The 15,226-nt window shown below is 68.3% G+C and carries 14 protein-coding genes and 2 pseudogenes; 6 read left to right on the top strand and 10 right to left on the bottom strand.

What is annotated here, in order from left to right; translation table 11 throughout:
• The first annotated feature begins 15 nt into the window (after positions 1-15).
• Positions 16-765 carry a glucose 1-dehydrogenase gene (locus ACZ5ID_RS31695; protein ID WP_468904774.1) on the top strand — a complete coding sequence of 250 codons (750 nt, stop codon included), beginning with the start codon at positions 16-18 and terminating at the stop codon, positions 763-765.
• 102 nt (positions 766-867) lie between these two features.
• On the opposite strand, the gene ACZ5ID_RS31690 is transcribed toward ACZ5ID_RS31695, so the two are convergent.
• Together ACZ5ID_RS31690 and ACZ5ID_RS31685 are read right to left on the bottom strand one after the other, a co-directional pair.
• Positions 868-1,593 carry a hypothetical protein gene (locus ACZ5ID_RS31690; RefSeq protein WP_468904771.1) on the bottom strand — a complete coding sequence of 242 codons (726 nt, stop codon included), beginning with the start codon at positions 1,591-1,593 and terminating at the stop codon, positions 868-870.
• A gap of 889 nt (positions 1,594-2,482) precedes the next feature.
• Positions 2,483-3,307 (bottom strand): AraC family transcriptional regulator, encoded by an 825-nt coding sequence (locus ACZ5ID_RS31685; RefSeq protein ID WP_468904769.1) that lies wholly within the window; start codon positions 3,305-3,307, stop codon positions 2,483-2,485.
• A gap of 112 nt (positions 3,308-3,419) precedes the next feature.
• Between ACZ5ID_RS31685 and ACZ5ID_RS31680 the strand changes: the two genes are divergently transcribed.
• The 4 genes and pseudogenes from ACZ5ID_RS31680 to ACZ5ID_RS31665 all read left to right on the top strand — a co-directional run.
• Positions 3,420-4,199: an alpha/beta fold hydrolase gene (locus ACZ5ID_RS31680; RefSeq protein WP_468904767.1), complete on the top strand. Its 780-nt coding sequence runs from the start codon at positions 3,420-3,422 to the stop codon at positions 4,197-4,199.
• 391 nt (positions 4,200-4,590) lie between these two features.
• Positions 4,591-5,115 (top strand): annotated as a pseudogene (locus tag ACZ5ID_RS31675) (transposase); the annotation flags it as partial.
• 184 nt (positions 5,116-5,299) lie between these two features.
• The gene (locus tag ACZ5ID_RS31670) at positions 5,300-6,646 is read left to right on the top strand and encodes a serine hydrolase domain-containing protein (RefSeq protein WP_468904765.1); all 1,347 of its coding nucleotides are present in this window, start codon (positions 5,300-5,302) and stop codon (positions 6,644-6,646) included.
• Positions 6,647-6,719: 73 nt separating this feature from the next.
• Positions 6,720-7,152, top strand: a pseudogene (locus ACZ5ID_RS31665) (transposase); the annotation flags it as partial.
• 20 nt (positions 7,153-7,172) lie between these two features.
• On the opposite strand, the gene ACZ5ID_RS31660 reads toward ACZ5ID_RS31665, so the two are convergent.
• The 6 genes from ACZ5ID_RS31660 to ACZ5ID_RS31635 all read right to left on the bottom strand — a co-directional run bounded on the left by ACZ5ID_RS31660 (position 7,173) and on the right by ACZ5ID_RS31635 (position 12,026).
• On the bottom strand, positions 7,173-7,379 hold the full coding sequence (locus tag ACZ5ID_RS31660; RefSeq protein WP_468904763.1) for a hypothetical protein: 207 nt from the start codon (positions 7,377-7,379) through the stop codon (positions 7,173-7,175).
• A gap of 528 nt (positions 7,380-7,907) precedes the next feature.
• On the bottom strand, positions 7,908-8,375 hold the full coding sequence (locus ACZ5ID_RS31655; protein ID WP_468904761.1) for an SPW repeat protein: 468 nt from the start codon (positions 8,373-8,375) through the stop codon (positions 7,908-7,910).
• Positions 8,376-9,008: 633 nt separating this feature from the next.
• Complete coding sequence (locus ACZ5ID_RS31650; protein WP_468904759.1) at positions 9,009-9,155, bottom strand: hypothetical protein; 147 nt, start codon at positions 9,153-9,155, stop codon at positions 9,009-9,011.
• A gap of 533 nt (positions 9,156-9,688) precedes the next feature.
• The gene (locus ACZ5ID_RS31645; RefSeq protein ID WP_468904756.1) at positions 9,689-10,045 is read right to left on the bottom strand and encodes a hypothetical protein; all 357 of its coding nucleotides are present in this window, start codon (positions 10,043-10,045) and stop codon (positions 9,689-9,691) included.
• Between the two features lie 41 nt (positions 10,046-10,086).
• On the bottom strand, positions 10,087-11,541 hold the full coding sequence (locus tag ACZ5ID_RS31640; RefSeq protein ID WP_468904754.1) for an MFS transporter: 1,455 nt from the start codon (positions 11,539-11,541) through the stop codon (positions 10,087-10,089).
• A 26-nt stretch (positions 11,542-11,567) separates the two neighbouring features.
• Positions 11,568-12,026 carry a MarR family winged helix-turn-helix transcriptional regulator gene (locus ACZ5ID_RS31635; protein WP_468904752.1) on the bottom strand — a complete coding sequence of 153 codons (459 nt, stop codon included), beginning with the start codon at positions 12,024-12,026 and terminating at the stop codon, positions 11,568-11,570.
• Positions 12,027-12,386: 360 nt separating this feature from the next.
• Between ACZ5ID_RS31635 and ACZ5ID_RS31630 the strand changes: the two genes are divergently transcribed.
• Complete coding sequence (locus tag ACZ5ID_RS31630; RefSeq protein WP_468904750.1) at positions 12,387-12,599, top strand: hypothetical protein; 213 nt, start codon at positions 12,387-12,389, stop codon at positions 12,597-12,599.
• A 266-nt stretch (positions 12,600-12,865) separates the two neighbouring features.
• On the opposite strand, the gene ACZ5ID_RS31625 is transcribed toward ACZ5ID_RS31630, so the two are convergent.
• Together ACZ5ID_RS31625 and ACZ5ID_RS31620 are read right to left on the bottom strand one after the other, a co-directional pair.
• Positions 12,866-13,525, bottom strand: a complete 660-nt coding sequence (locus tag ACZ5ID_RS31625; RefSeq protein WP_468904748.1) for an MSMEG_1061 family FMN-dependent PPOX-type flavoprotein — start codon at positions 13,523-13,525, stop codon at positions 12,866-12,868.
• Positions 13,526-13,884: 359 nt separating this feature from the next.
• A complete protein-coding gene (locus ACZ5ID_RS31620; protein ID WP_468904901.1) occupies positions 13,885-15,189 on the bottom strand; it encodes an RICIN domain-containing protein in 1,305 nt (434 codons plus the stop codon).
• Positions 15,190-15,226 lie beyond the last annotated feature (37 nt).

Raw genomic sequence — 15,226 nt, 5'->3', positions numbered from 1 at the left:
GTTCAGGAGGCCCTGATGGGACGTCTCGACGAGCAAGTGGCGATCGTCACCGGTGGAGCAAGAGGGATCGGCGCCGCCGTGGCACGTCTGTTGGCCACGGAAGGCGCGGCTGTGACGGTCGCCGACGTCCTTGACACCGAAGGAGAAGAACTGGCGGCCGAGCTTGGTGGCCGCGCTCGGTATACACACCTGGACGTTGGCAGCGAGGACGACTGGCGGACGGTCGTGGCGGAGACGGAACGGGAACAAGGCCCGGTCTCGGTGCTGGTCAACAACGCCGGCATCCTCGAATGGGGAACCATCGAGGAACAGCCCCTCCAATCCTTCCGCCGCGTCATCGACGTCAACCTCCAGGGCGCCTGGCTGGGCATGCGTACGGCTGCCCCTTCTCTTCGCCGGGCGGGTGGAGGCGTGATCGTGAACATCTCCTCGATCGCCGGCACCACCGGCTATGCAGGCATCGGCGCCTATGTGGCCAGCAAGTGGGGACTGCGCGGCCTGACCAAGGCCGCGGCACTGGAACTGGCCCCGGACGGAATCCGGGTCTGCTCGGTCCATCCCGGTGCGGTGCGCACCGCGATGACAGCCGACTTCGACGACTCCTTCACGGCCGCGCAGCCCCTACCTCGGTTCGGTGAGCCCGAAGAGGTCGCCCGCATGGTGCTCTTCATCGCCGCCGACGCCACCTATTCCACCGGGACGGAATTCATCCTGGACGGCGGCGCCACGGCCGGCCCACCGACCGTCCTGACTCCCAGCCACTGATGGGGCTGCAGTACCAGATCGCCGACCTGTATGGCGCTGCGAGCCGGCGGCGGTTTCATGATGATCATCTCTTACGGTGGGAACACTCCCGTGGCCGCCGGCCTATTCGGATTGCAGTTCGCGAACCCGGGTACGGAACGTGCGCCAGCGCCTCTCGTTCTCATGCACAAGCGTCGCTGACTCCGCCATCAGGTCGGCTGCCCGGTCGAACAGCTCAGAAGCCGAATAGAGGTAGGAAGGAGCCTTCCGCTCGCCTCGCAGGTCGGCCCGGAGCGCCGCCGGAGAGAAGTCGATCCGGGCCAGCAGGTCGAGAGCGCGGCGCAGCAACCGCGCAACCAGAGCCTGCAGACCCGCCGACTGCCAGTCATTGGCGATGATCCGGTGCCGTTCCCCCAACAGGTCGGCAAGCGCCGGGTAGGCGACCAGGCTTCCCGCGATCTCCCACGCCTGCTCCATCGCCTGGGCCAGCCAGGCACCACCCTGCTCGGTGTCTTCGGCAAGCACGCCGACTTCCCTCTTCAGCCTCCGCAGTTCTGCGGGCTCGTCCTCCCCTTCCATGAAGAGGATGCCCGACTCCGCCACAAGACCTGGAGCATTCAGGTCCTCCGTGCCGGCGAACGCGATCGCCGACGTCTGTTCACCGGCTTCGACGTCGCTCCACCTATCGGCCAGCGACTTCAGCGCCCGAGATCGCGCCTGGAGCTCTGCGGCCTGCCGCAGTGGGGCCTGTGAGTAGTACTTCTCATGCTCTCGGTGGAACCGCGCGAGGTTATCGATCACCTGGAGCAGTGAGTCCGGAGGGGTGTGCTGCGCCTCGTCCTCGGGCATGCCAGCAGTGTGCACCACCTCCCACGCACACGGCGCCGAGGCGCGCCCATCAGGGCGAACCCGGCTCCTTCGCATCATGCGACCCGACCTCCTTCCCGTGCGTGACTCCCGGGCGTGACGCCTCGTGCAGCTCGATCACCGCGCAGATCTGCGCCGCCTTCGCGGCAGCTCGGTCCCGGCGCGGACGTGGAGTCATCGGGTCACGAGCCTCGGTTTCCAGGACGAGCAGTCGCATGCGGTGATCGGCGATGTCCCGGTCGGTGTAGGCGAGGTTTACGCGGGTGCTGTGACACAGCGATTCGTCGGGCCCATCGTGGGCGGGAAGGCATGACCAACCCGTCAAAGCCGCAGTCGCCCAAGGCAGCAGCACGACCGTCGTCGACGCCCTGCTGCGCACACTCGTCGAGGACGAGGACGACATCGAGGAGACCATCTGGGACGAAGCCGAAGCTCTGGCCACGCGCCATGCCATCGGCCGCGAAGGGGTGCGGCTGAGACAGGTCGCGCGAGATGAGGCACGCCGTCGGCAGAAGCAAGCCGATGGCTGCCCGGCCTGCGGCACCGCGCCACCTTTCCCACCCTGGAGGCTCCGCCCTGCCCGCTGCGGTACTGCTCACCGCGATGTGCTCCCACAGAGGGCGAACCCCACCAGCTGAAAGCACCCCGGACACCAGCCACCAGCACCAGCTGTTCCAGCTGCTGAGGCAGGCACGGGCTCTTCGGAGTCTTCCTCAGCAGCTGTTGGCTCTGGGCGTGACGCTTCCCCCCTTCCGGACCTCCGCCCGCAGCTGTTCCGGCAGATGCCGGGGCACAGGTGGTTTCGTCCATAGGAATGGGGCTCTGGTCCACTTCGTGTGCTGGTGGCTCTCACTGTTCTCGAGTGCATCTCCTACTCAGGGGGCAGCGCCGCCTGCCATGCCCCCGGAGGCACACCTGTCGCCTTGCGGAAGAAGACAGAGAAGTTCGACGCGTCGGGGAAGCCGAGCGTGGTGGCGCAGCGAGCGGCGGTGAGGCGGTCGTGTGTGAGGAGGCGTTTGGCCTCCAGGATGATCCGGTCGACGAGGTACGCCTTTGCAGTGCGGCCGGTGGCCTGCTGCACCGCCCGGGAGAGGGTGCGGGGCGCGTACCCCAGCGCGCGGGCGTAGTAGCCGGCGTCGTGGTGTTGCCGGAAGTTCGCTTCGACGCTGGAGCGAAACGACCGGAACACCGGGTGGGTGAGCGGTATATCGGCGTGCGGTGGGTGGAGCCGGGCGATGAGTGCGGAGAGCAGGATGCCGGGCAGCTGCGTCGAGGAGACGCTGGGTGGGGCGGATGTTTCGAGGAGTAGATGATGGCGCGCCGTGTCGACGTAGGGCCAGTCGGCGTCGGGGATGGGCCAGTACGCGGCCAGGTCCGGAAAGGCCACGAGTTCGCGGGTGGCGTCGGTGACCGGCGCGGCCGGTATGAACAGCACGACGTGCCCTGTCACTTCGGTGATGTCGTCCCAGCGGTGTACCGCGCCGGGTGGAATCCATATTGCGGCGCGTTCTCGGAGCCGGTGGAGACGGAAATCGACCGTGACCGATCCGGGCCCGGTGTCGATGACGGCAAGGACATGGAAGTCGGCGCGCTGGCTGCCGCCGTCGTTCAGCTCTCGCAGATGAGCGAACGTCATCGTCTCGACCGAGGCGGCACGTCCTGCGGGCTGGTAGGTCATCTGCCGGATCAGGTGCACGTGTCCAGTTTCCACCAGTGGATGACCAGTCACACTGATGCCCCGTTTCCGGGCGGAAGTTCCAATGGTCGGACAGGGCGAACCGCCTGGAATCTCGATCGGAAGAACAAACGTGAACAAGACGCAGCAGACACTACTTCTGCCCACTTACGACCATCGGCTGGGGACCGGGCCCACTCTGGTATTCCTGCACTATTGGGGCGGCTCTGCCCGCACCTGGGACCTCGTCGTCGACCGTCTGGCGGGCCGTGATGTGCTCACGGTCGACTTCCGTGGATGGGGCCGGTCGCGTGCTCTGCCGGGCCCCTATACGCTCGGTCAGCTCGCCGAGGACACACTCGCCGTGCTCGCGGACGCGGCGGTCACCGACTACGTCCTTGTGGGGCATTCGATGGGGGGCAAGGTCGCACAGCTGGTCGCGGCCACGCGACCCTCCGGCTTGCAGGGCATCGTTCTCGTCGGGTCCGGTCCGGCAGAGCCCGCAGCACACGTCACTCCCGAGTACCAGGAGACCCTGTCGCACGCCTACGACTCCGAGGAGTCCGTGGCCGGGGCGAGGGATCACATCCTCACCGCGACCGAGCTGCCCGCTTGGGTCAAAGCGCGGATTGTGACCGATTCACGTACCGTCGCCGCAGCCGCCAGGACCGAATGGCCGCTACGAGGCATCGCGCAGGACATCACCGAATACACGCGCATGGTCGACGTGCCGGCTCTCGTCGTCGCCGGGGAACACGACCAGGTGGAGCCTGTCGGCGTACTCCGCGAGCACCTGCTGCCCTACCTCTTCCAAGCCGACTTCGCAGTGCTCCCCCGCACAGGTCACCTGATCCCGCTGGAAGCCCCAGCCGCCCTTGCCGCCGTCCTCACCACGTTCGCACCGACAAACTGACCGCCCCGCCACGGCAGACGAGCCAGCTCGGCTTCCGTCAGGCAGCGGGAAGCCGCCCCCAACGCCCTCGAAGTCGCTGGTCGCTGGTCGCTGGCGCCTGTTGCAGAACCTGTCCGTCGCGGTGGAGAAGACATGCCACCAGCACCGCGACTGTCTGCGCAAACGCGCCGAGGAGGAGAGGGCGAGCGAAGTAGCCGAAGTGCCTGAGGTAACCCCGATGCTGTAACCGCCCGCGGAACTGCCCCGCACCCAGATCATCGAACGCACCCGCCACCGCTACGAAGACATCCACCGACTGCTGGAGAAACGCTGGACGATCAGCGCTAACGCCCGACGCCTGAACCTCGACCGGAAGACCGTCTGCCGCTTCCGCGACACAGACCTCGACCAGATGCTGGCATCCGCCCGCGAACGCCACCCCAACGGCGTCCTGGAGCCGTTCAAGGCATACCTCAACGTCCGCTTCACCGAAGCTCAAGGCCAGGTCAGCGGCACCCGGCTATTCCTTGAGATTCAGACCCGCGGCTACCGCGGCAGCCGCCAGGTCGTCCGCAAACACCTCGCCGCCCTCCGCGCGGGCACCGCCGAACCTGTCCGGGCCGACATCCCCAGCTCTCGCAAGATCACCTCCTGGATCATGCGCCCCCGCGATACCCTCACTGACAGCCAGAACGAACGCCTACGTCAGGCCCGACTCACCTGCCCAGACATCACCCGGGCCTGCGACCTCGCCCGCGCCTTCGCAGACCTGGTCCGCCGCCAGCGTGCATACCTTCTGCTGGAATGGATCCGACAGGCCGAGCAGCACGCACCGAAGCCCATGAAGGGCTTCGCCGGCTTCCTCCGGCAGGACCTCGACGCGGTCACCGCCGGACTCACCCTGCCCTGGAGCTCCGGAGCCGTCGAAGGCCACGTAAATAGGGTTAAAACCATCAAGCGAGCCATGTACGGCAGGGCCTCGTTCGTACTCCTCCGCCCCCGCAGCAGGCCGCCGCGTACGGACTGGCCGAGGCCGCCGAGCCGGACATCAGAATCGTGTCCATCGGCGGAGCTGGGCGGGGCGCTGGGCATCGCGGTGCTGGGCTCGCTGCTGGGCATTTGTGTATGGCGAGACCACGAAGCTTCGACCGCGACCACGTCCTCCATGCCGCGTCGACGGGAACATCCACGAACTGGCCAGCGGCGTGTTGCATCGTGGAACGGGCGTGGCGGTGACGACCGGATCGGTCTTCCAGATGGGCTCGATAGCCAAGGTCTACACCGCCACCCTGATCATGCAGCTCGCCGAATCGGGCGCAATCGACCTGGATGCACCGGTCGTCGACGTACTGCCGGAGTTCTCCGTCGCCGACGCGGTCGCGGACGCGACCAGGGCCATCACGACACGTCGGCTACTCAGCCACACCGGCGGTCTGACCTGCGACTTCACCTACGACAGCGGGCGCGGCGACGACTGCCTCGCCAAGTACGTCGAGGCCGCGAAGGGCGTGGCGCTCGATTGCCCGCCCGGTGCCGCGATCTCCTACAGCAGCGTCGGCAACAACGTGCTCGGCCGGATTATCGAGGTGGTGACCGGTAAGGTGTGGGACCAGGCGCTGAAGGACCTGCGTCTGACCCCGCTCGGACTCGCGCACACCATGACGCTGCCTGAGGAGGCGCTGCGGTTCCGCGCGGCGATGGGACACCTGGGCGAACCGGGCCACGACCCGGAGCCGGCACCTCAATGGGACATGACGCCGCGCTCGGCGGGCCCCTACGGCAGGGTCATCGCCACTGCGGGAGACCTCGCCCGCCTCGCGCGGATGCACCTGGCCCGCGGTGTGGCCGAGGACGGCACGCGCGTGCTCTCTGGGGAGACGGCCGCACTGATGCAGCGCCGGGTGGTGGACTGCCCGGACAAGTGGACGGTCAGCTCGGACGGCTGGGGCCTGGGCTGGACCCTGTACGACTGGAACGGCATTCCGGGCTACGGGCACGACGGCACGTCCATCGGGCAGTGCGGGTACCTGCGCGTGGTGCCCTCAGCCGGCGTCGCGGTCGCGCTGCTCACCAACGGCGGTGGCGCACGGGAGGTGTACGCGGCGCTCTACCGCGAACTGCTCGCCGAACTCGCCGGGGTGACCACGCCGGAGCCCTTCGCTCCACCGGCGCAGCCGCCCACGGTCGATTTCGCACCGCTGGTCGGCACCTACCGACGTGAGGGCGTGGTCATCACCGTGACCGAGCGGGACGGCGCGGGCCGCGTGCTGTACGAATTCGTCGACGGCATGGCGGACTTCTCCGAACCCCTGCAGATCGATCTGCTGCCGGTGACGGAGACGGTCTCCGCCGGCACCGGGGTGGGCGCGGCGTTCAGCGAGGACTACCTGCCAGTGATCTTCTCCGCACTGCCCGATGGCACGGGCTGCGTCTACATCGGCATGCGCTGCAGTCCCAAAGTCGGGTAGAACCCTGGTACGCCGGGCGGAGCAGGAGTGGCACACCGGTGGACGGTGGCCTCTCACCAGCGATCCGCGAAATGACGGCCGAGCACGGCCTGTGTCCATCCATGTCACCGCCGGGTCAGGCTGGCGACACGCCGGCCTTCGAGGCTGTCATGGCCGGAATACGGATCCCTCGAAGGGGACTCGGCAGGCCAAGGACCCGCCCCGCGGTCGTCCTCGCGGACCGCGCCTACTCCTCCCGCGCGATCCGCGGGCACCTGCGTCGACGCGGCATCCGTGCGGTCATCCCGCAGCCCGCCGACCAGATCGGCCACCGTCTGCGGCGAGGCCGCGCCGGAGGCCGGCCGCCCGCCTTCGACGCCGAGACATACAAGGACCGCAACCTCTTCGAGCGGTGCATCGCCCGCCTCAAGCAGTGGCGCGGCCTCGCCACGCGGACGGACAAGCTCGCCATCGCCTACCGGGCCGCACTCCACCTTGCTGCCATCCTCATCTGCCCCCGGCGCTGAGCGAGGCTCCGAAAGATTCGTCAGGTCAGCCCATGCACAACGAGCCGGTTCTGTTCTCCGTCAAAGCTGCCGGCCAAGACATTGGCCTCCCGCCGGTCCCCACCCAAGAGACCCCGCTGGTCGACGTGCACGATCAGAACGTCGTGGCTGTCGATCACCTCAGAGATGCCCCGGGTCTCGATCGTGTCCGACCACGCGTCCAGGATCCGGATGGCGGCTTCATGCACGGATGGCAGGACGGGTTCACTCTGTCGGGATGGAGTGGCGAGTGCCTCAAGGGTCACCGCATGCCCCGATGCAGCCGCCCGGCAGCGCGGACAAACAGCTCAGGGGCAGACGGATCGGCCGTGGCTGACGCATACGGCCGCGCCCGCGGTGGGGCTGATGATCGGAGCGTTGGCCGCTTCTACAGGGCACGCTTCAAAAAGACACGATCATGAGCATGTTACGAGCTCGTACGAGCAAGGCCGCCCGGAGCCGGTGCAGACATACGGTCGGAAGCGGTTCACGAACCGTTGCTCGGACTGCCGGTGAGGATCGGGATGTTGTCCAGGGTGTGGAGCCACGGGGCTGCGCCGCTCTGCCCCCCCCTTTCACCCCGGGTCCACGACGCACGCAGCCACAGTCATGGGTGGCGGCCCTGATGCGGGGGCCGCGCGTCCACCCCGCACGCGACGGCAGCACGGGCCCGTAGGACTGCCGCCCCCGGCCAGGCCGGGGCTCGGCAACGGGGGCGTGCTGATTTCCGGCCCCTGTCAGGTCCCGGACATGGGGCGGTGTGTGGCGGAACCGCGGCGGCTGGTGTTGTCGCGGGCGGCGGACGCGGCAGCGAGGGCGAGGAGGGTTGCGAGGGCGCCGGTGATGAGGTTGCTGGTGATCGAGCGGGTATGGGCCACGTCGCCCGCGACGACCCATGGGGCCACGCAGGTCCAGATGCCTATGCCGGCCGCCGCCCAGGCCATGGAATGGGTGCGCTCGTAGGAGTTGCCCAGCCCTCCCAGGAGAAGCATGTAGGCGATACCTGCGATGAGGTTGGTGACGGCGAGGGTGGTGAAGCCGTTGAAGCCGACAATCCACGGGGAAGCGGCGAGGAAGAGGCCGGTGAGCAGGGCCAGGGCCTCGACCATCTGAGCACGCGGGGTGGCGGCCGCGCGGTCGTGCCGGGCGCGCAGCTCCATCAGGTCAGGGTGCTCCTCGATGGGCGTGCGGTGGGTTGACGTCATGATGGCCTCCAGAGAAGGAGTGGTTGACTTCCACCTACCCGTAAAGTGGGCATAAACTCATAAATAGGGCGATCGGTCCGGAAGCCTTCACCTGGCCACGGTGGGGAGGTCTCCGCACAGGCGGTGACGCTCCCAGCCGTACGTCTGTCACTGCAGAGAAGTGCGCCGCGGGCTCGGCAGCGGGGGTCTCCGGCCCAGCCGCACCGCAGCATCTGCCTTAGCACCTCGACGGGCGCTCCGGAAAGCGGTCACGGCTGGTGTTCCACCGGTGTCTCCTGACAGCGCGGGCAGCATCACCGAGGGGTCAGCTTCACGCGATGCCACGAACAACACGCGCCCGGGCATGGCCCGCGCACCCGCACAGACCATTCCCCCACACCGGGGTGCTGCAGCAACTGAAGCCGCGCCACCGTCCTGCCTACTGTCACAGCCGCCTCCGTCGCGGGGAGCGGCCAGGCGCCCCACAAGCCTCGCAGAACCTGTCGCGCTGACAGGCGCACCCCCGCAGCAGCCGGCACCGGACGAACCTGTTTCCCAGCCTGGCGGAGCCGGGAACCCATCCTGGAACCGGCCGGCCTGTCCTGGTTCGCCGCGTTGCCCCCGTACGACAGCGCCGGCCCCGGTACGGCGCACTCAGGTCCCGACTGGCCTCCGGGAGATCAGGACGTCGGCTTCATGGCGCCAGCCGAGGCAGGAGTAGAGGCGCTGGCCTTCCTCACTGGCGATGAGAAGACCAGTCCGGGCACCCTGCGCCACGGCGGCCTGCGCCAGAGCGCTCATCGTGGCGCGGCCCAAGCCTCGACGGCGGTGCGCCGCAGCCGTCTCGATGCGATGGCGATCGCATCGCCACGGCGATGGTGCCGCGCGCTAGGTACCGTGAGCCAGGTGGTCTGCCCCGCGGCGGCGACGGCCGCCGCAAGCCCTGCCAAGGACTCGGGCTCCTCGTCTGCGCGGAGCGCGAACACCTCGACATCGCGGCCGGGTTGGCCGCACCTGGACCGTAGGCCGTCCCCCGGCAGGCCCGACCGGCTCAGCCCCGGGCAGGGAAACGAGTCACGGTCCAACCGTTCAGCCAACGCCGTATCAACTGATTCGATCTTCGCCCTCCGGCGATTAGAGCATGACCGCAACCGGTGGACGGGCGAATAATCAGCCCCCTCGTCCGCCGCCGCCGGGCGACGCAGCCTCCACCTGCCGGCCGGTCCACACACCGGCGCAGGGAGTATCGGCCGTCCCCTTCATGGTCATCACTCCAGGTGTTCATCAGAGGTCATCTCGTTTGGGGCCGCCCCCTGCCAGTGGGTGCCAGCGCCTCACATGCCTCGGTCTGGGCCGTACCAAGGCGCGGGACGTTCGTCGGCAGACATCGGGAGGTGCTGCAGTTTCACAGGGCCTGGGTAGAAGGCTGAGCTGTTGGGGCCGGTCATGTCTTCGCCGATCAGGTAGCGATAGAGCCATTCGGTGAAGCTCATGCGGTGCTCTGCCCAGGTTTCGTCATAGTTGACCAAGAGCCTGGTGGCATCGGCGGCTGCGTCAAGAAAGATCGTCTCTCCTCGGTCGGTGCTCGCGATCGGCCACAGACCGTTGCGGGTGCCGAAGCTCAACTCCTTGAGTCCGAAGAGCTGGCGGGGGTCCTCGTCCGCGTCAAGGTCGAGCTCGTCCCAGGGCACTTCTGACCACGCCTGGATGGTGTCCCGGATCCACTGGGTCCTCAGCTTCCCGTTCGACTCGATCGGCCCAGGCCCGGCCCAGCGACTGGGGCAGTGATCGGATTGGTCTCGGGTGAGCGTCGGCGCGCGAGAGCGAGGCTGGCCATCGTTGTGATCGCCATCGCGGCGACGCCGACCAGCGCTGCTGTCGTGTAGGCGTCGTCGTTCGGGAAGAGGCGGCCCGTGTCGGTGCCTGCGGCCAGGACCAGACCGCCGATGGCGCTGCCCAGGGAGTACCCGACGCTGCGGACGACGTAGTTGAAGCTCATCGCGCTCGACGTCTCGCTCTTGGGCGTGACGGCCAGGATGACACCGGGCATGGCGGCCGAGAAGCTGCCGACGCCGAAGCCCAGCACGCCCATAGCCGCGAGCAGTTCGGCCAGGTTGGACCGGGCGGTGGCGAACAGGACGAACCCGCCGCCGACGGTGGCGGCGCTGCCGGCCAGGAGCAAGGGGCCGTCGATCCGCCTCCGAACCCAGGGCGTGAGCTTGCCCGCGACGAACCCCAGCCCGGAGAACGGGACGAGGACCAGCCCGGCGACGAAGGTGGTCAGCCCGAAGCCGTAGCCGGCGCTGTGTGGCGTCTGCGCGTACCGCGTGATGAGGGTGAGCAGGAGGTACATGCCACTCCCGCCGACGAACATGGCGATGTTCGCTCCGGCGACCGCCGGGTGCCGTACCGCCCGGACGTCAACCAGGGGCGCCTTGCTGCGCAGCTCGGAGGCGGTCCAGGCGCAGAGCAGGAGTACGGCGGCGACGGCGAGGGGCACCGCCACGGCGAGGTGTCGGCTCCACAGGCCCCTCTGGCCGGCCAGGAACAGGACGAGGAACAGTCCACCTGCCAGGACGAGTGCGCCGGCCACGTTCACGTGAGCGGAGCGGCCTTCGGGAGCTGCGGGTATGGAGCGCCAGGCGGTCGCGAAGGCGATGGCGGTGACGAGCAGGCCGAGGCCGTAGGCGGCCCGCAGTCCGCCGAACTCGGCGAGCAGCGCGGCCAGCGGGTAGCCGACGCCGGCTCCGATGATGGAGACCACTGAGATCAGGGCGATCGTGGCCGCGCTGCGCTCCTCGGGGAGATGGTCGCGGGCCACGCCCATCATCAGCGCCGTGAGACCGAGTCCAGCGCCTTGGGCCGCTCTGCCCGCGAGCAGCCAGGCGAACGGCAACGGCAGCACGGTGAGCGCGCCGCCGACGACGACGATCGCCAGCGTGGCGAGAATCGCGGCCCGCCGGTGCGGACCGGCTCCGAGCCGGCCGAGGACGGGTGTGGCGACGGCGCCGCTGAGCAGGGCGCTGGTCAGCGTCCACTGCGCGCTGTCGAGGGAGACGTGGAACGTGGTCGCCACGCTGGTGATGAGCGGCGTCCCGAGGCTGGCGACCGCCGCCACGACCAGGGCGATGAACACTAGGACGGGGACCAGCAGACGCGCCTCGGAGCGTTTCAGGGCAGTGCTCATGGGCCGGTCATGATCCTGGCCGGCGGTCACCGGTCCGACTCCTCTCGGGCGCGGCTTTCGAGTTCTGCCAGATGCAGCAGCGCCGGAAGGGCTGCGGCCAAGGCCTCGACCTCGTCAACGGTGAGTTCATCGATCAACCGCGCGTACGCGTCGACGCCCGCCTGGCGTCGCGCCCGGACGTACGACGCGCCGGCCTCGGTCAGGCACACCAGCGTGACCCGCTTGTCGGAGGGATCGCCCTTCCGCTCGACGAACCCGGATTCCTCCATCACCCGGACCAGAACGGTCATCGCGGGCTGGGTGACGCCCTCGGCCACCGCCAGATCGGTGATCCGTCGCGGGCCGGTCTTGTCCAGGGTGGCCAAGGTGGCAGCGGACGTCAGGCTCATGTCGCGGGGAAGGCGTCTCACGGCCCTGGTGGCCAGACCGTAGAGAGCTGACCCGATGGCATCGGAAGCGCCGTGCGCGGCGTCTCGGCGACTCATACGTGAAGCATAGCAGTTTTATATGAATCCTTTATGTATCCCACCGGGACCTGTACCCGTCCGCATCGCCGCACGCATCCTCGGCCACCAAACCCTGACCACCACCAGCTCGCGCCAACGGCTGGCTCGGCGAGGCCGGAGGACTCCAGATCGACTTCGACACTGTGATGGCCAAGCTTCGACCCAACCGGACGCTCTCCGAGGTGTGAGGCCGTCTTGGCCCCGGTCTCCGGCCCGTCTGGCTCGGTGATCCGTTCAACAGCCTGTCGCGGGAGGTCGGAAAGGGTCCCTCGCTGGCGTGGAACTGCCGTGCCGCGCCAGCCTCTTACGAACATCCCTGCTCGTATCTACATTTGGGCCATGGCCATACGCAACACGGACCCAGTGGCGGGAGTTGTGTCGGCGAGGACAGAGGCTGGGCGGCTGGCGTTCGTACCAAGCCGAGTCCGGGAGCTCAGTTTCGCGCTCGGCGGGGGCGTCTTGATCCCGCTGTGGATCGCCTCCTCCCTCCTGCTGCCGACTTTGGTGATCGACGTGCTCACGGAGTCCGGGCTGGTCTGGGCCATGCTTTGAGTTGGTCTCGGGCTGACGGTCCTGGCCATGATCGGTCTCACCCTGACGCTGATACTCACGGTGCCGAGCCGGCGAGGTCGCGGCGCCGTTGTCCAGCAGTCGGTCCGGGCGGCCGACCCGGCCGCAGCCGGCGATGGGCTAACTACCGCCGTGTCCACGACCCCCGCCCAGGCACAAGGCAAGCAGCTGACCCACAGTCGATCTTGGGGTGTGTTCACATGCCGGTTGCGGCCGGTCATCGGTTTCAGCAACCGCAAGAAGGACTCTTACGCGTACCTGTACTTCAGCGAGTCCGCCTCTGCCTGCTCAATGTCAGCGATCGTCAACTCCGGCATCCGCAGCTGAGCCAGTGTCACCTCAGCCGAGGTCGGCTGCGCATCAGTCGGGAGCCACTGCTCCGGCTTCCAGGCCCCGCTGCGCATAAGTGACTTGGGGCAGTGCGGGTAGACCTCCTCGATCCCCACCACCAGCGCACTGGCCGGCGGCTTGCCCACGGCGGTCAGCTGCGACAGCAGCTCCGGACGGGTGGAGACGCAGGCGCGGCCGTTCACCCTGAGCGTCGTGGTGCGGCCCGGGATGACGAACAGTAGTCCGGCCCGTCCGGTGGCAATGACGTTCTGCAGGGTGTCCAGGCGTTTGTTGCCGGTCGCGTCCGGTATCGCCACCGTTCGTGCGTCCAGGACAGAGACGAACCCGGCGGGGCCACCGCGCGGGGACACGTCACAGTTGCCCTCGGCGTCCGCGCTGGCGACCAGCACCAGCGATGAGCAGCCGATCAGCCGTCGGGTCTGATCGGTGAGTTCGGGCATCTGCTTGCGCAAAGCCGCGTCCTTGGGCAACTCGTAGGCCCGGCGCAACGCCTCCTGGTCGCGCACGGCGTCGAGGCGGAGTGAATCGAATGCACTGCTGGCAGGGGATGTCGTCATGGCCCGACCCTAGTGGGCTGACCTGCGATCGATCGCAGCTGGTGGAGCAAGGGGGCATGGTGCGCGCCGTCAAGGCCCCCTGGCTCCACCCGACACGTGGCCGGTCCACGTGCGCACCTTGGCCAGGGGCATACGACCTCCCAGGCCTCCACGAACAGGATCTTTGACGCCCTCCGCCCACTCCGGATGCCAGAGTGTCGAGGCTCGGCGATGAAGCGCACGTCTGTTCAGGGGCGGGCGTGAGGGCACTGTGTCCGAGTTCACGGCCTCGCAGGCCGCCACCGCCGCCCATTTACTGAACGAGGGCGACGGTGGCGGCTGCTCTTGGCGATGACAGGAGAACTCGCCTGGCGGGCGCGTCACTGGAACTGTGCGAAGAACCTCCAGATCTCTGCTTTGGTCCAGGTGGTGACGCCGCTTTCGCCACTGGAGCCGTCGACCGGACCGGGTATGTGGCCTCCGTCGAACGCGGCCCATTGGACCGGGTATCCGGCACGGCAGCCCGAGTAGGTGGTGGTGATGTGCGTTCGGCTGCCCGGCGCGGGCTCGCGCGGGCTCTGGGAGGCGCAGCCGTTGTTGCGGACGAATCTGTCGCGCAGGGACCGTCCTTGCGCGATGTTGAGGACGGAGTCGCTGACGCCGTGGATTCCGAAGTAGGCGATGGGCTGGGTGCCGCCACCGCACCCGCTGATCTCAGCACCGGACATGACCGCGACGGCCCTGAAGACGTCCGCCCGGCTGCATGCGAGTGCGTAGCTCATACCGCCGCCCCAGCTGAATCCCGTGGCGAAACGCTGTGCTGGGTTGACACAGAGGCCGCCCTCGATGCGCCGGATCATGTCGTCGACGAAGGTGACGTCCTCACCACCCGAATTGGCCCAGCCGTTGCCGAGGCCCTGGGGGGCGACGAGGATCGCGCTGTTGTTCGACTGTTCCTGTTGGCCGTAGTAGGACCAGGCGGTCCCGCTCGTGCCGCCCGAGGCGACGTCGCCGGCGGTTCCGCCCCGCCAGTGGAACGCGAAGATCAGCCGGTAGCGGTGGCTGTTGTCGTAGTTGGCGGGAACCCTGAGGATGAAGCTGCGGCTCTTGCCGCCGCTCTGGATCGTGTGCGTCCCGCTCGCCAGAGTCGGGGCGCTGCCGCATCCGCCGCCGCCTCCACCGGACGACAGCTTGATCATCTGCCATTGCTGGTTGGCGCCGCCCCAGTCGGTGTACTGGACGACGTTGCCGCCATCGGCGGTGGAGGCCCCCTGCACCTCCACCGCCTTGCTGCTGGTCCGGTTGATCAACCGGACGTGGCCCGCGTCGGAGTCGGCCAGGCGGAACTGCTGGTTGGCCCCGTTGTGGTCGGCCCACTGCTGGACCGCGGCACCGTCTGCGGTCGAGGAGCCGGCCACGTCGAGGACCTTGCCCGAATGCCGGGCCTTGAGGCGGTAGAAGCCGTCGCCGGAGTCAACGAACTGCCACTGCTGGTTGGCTCCATCGTTGCGTGTCCACTGGCTGACCCGCGCACCGTCGGCGGTGGAGGCGCCGGAGACGTCCAGCGCCTTGTCACTGTTGCGATTGACCAGGACGTACCAGGCGTTGGTGTCCACGCCCGCCGCCTCGGCGGACGCCGGATTCACCGCGGCGAGCATGCCGATCGCGAGGCTCAGCGCCACCAGCGCGGCGACCCGGGACCACCAGCGATGTAATCGTGGA

The sequence above is a fragment of the Streptomyces sp. NPDC031670 genome (assembly GCF_055580545.1).
Note: the sequence above shows the minus strand (reverse complement) of the source record. Positions and strands in the feature narration are given on the sequence as shown.

Bases quoted from the DNA above. Each gene is read 5' to 3' on its own strand.
- ACZ5ID_RS31695 (WP_468904774.1), top strand. From the start codon at position 16: ATGGGACGTCTCGACGAGCAAGTGGCGATCGTCACCGGTGGAGCAAGA.
- ACZ5ID_RS31690 (WP_468904771.1), bottom strand. From the start codon at position 1,593: ATGCCCGAGGACGAGGCGCAGCACACCCCTCCGGACTCACTGCTCCAG.
- ACZ5ID_RS31655 (WP_468904761.1), bottom strand. From the start codon at position 8,375: ATGACGTCAACCCACCGCACGCCCATCGAGGAGCACCCTGACCTGATG.
- ACZ5ID_RS31650 (WP_468904759.1), bottom strand. From the start codon at position 9,155: ATGAGCGCTCTGGCGCAGGCCGCCGTGGCGCAGGGTGCCCGGACTGGT.
- ACZ5ID_RS31640 (WP_468904754.1), bottom strand. From the start codon at position 11,541: ATGAGCACTGCCCTGAAACGCTCCGAGGCGCGTCTGCTGGTCCCCGTC.
- ACZ5ID_RS31635 (WP_468904752.1), bottom strand. From the start codon at position 12,026: ATGAGTCGCCGAGACGCCGCGCACGGCGCTTCCGATGCCATCGGGTCA.
- ACZ5ID_RS31630 (WP_468904750.1), top strand. From the start codon at position 12,387: ATGGCCATACGCAACACGGACCCAGTGGCGGGAGTTGTGTCGGCGAGG.
- ACZ5ID_RS31625 (WP_468904748.1), bottom strand. From the start codon at position 13,525: ATGACGACATCCCCTGCCAGCAGTGCATTCGATTCACTCCGCCTCGAC.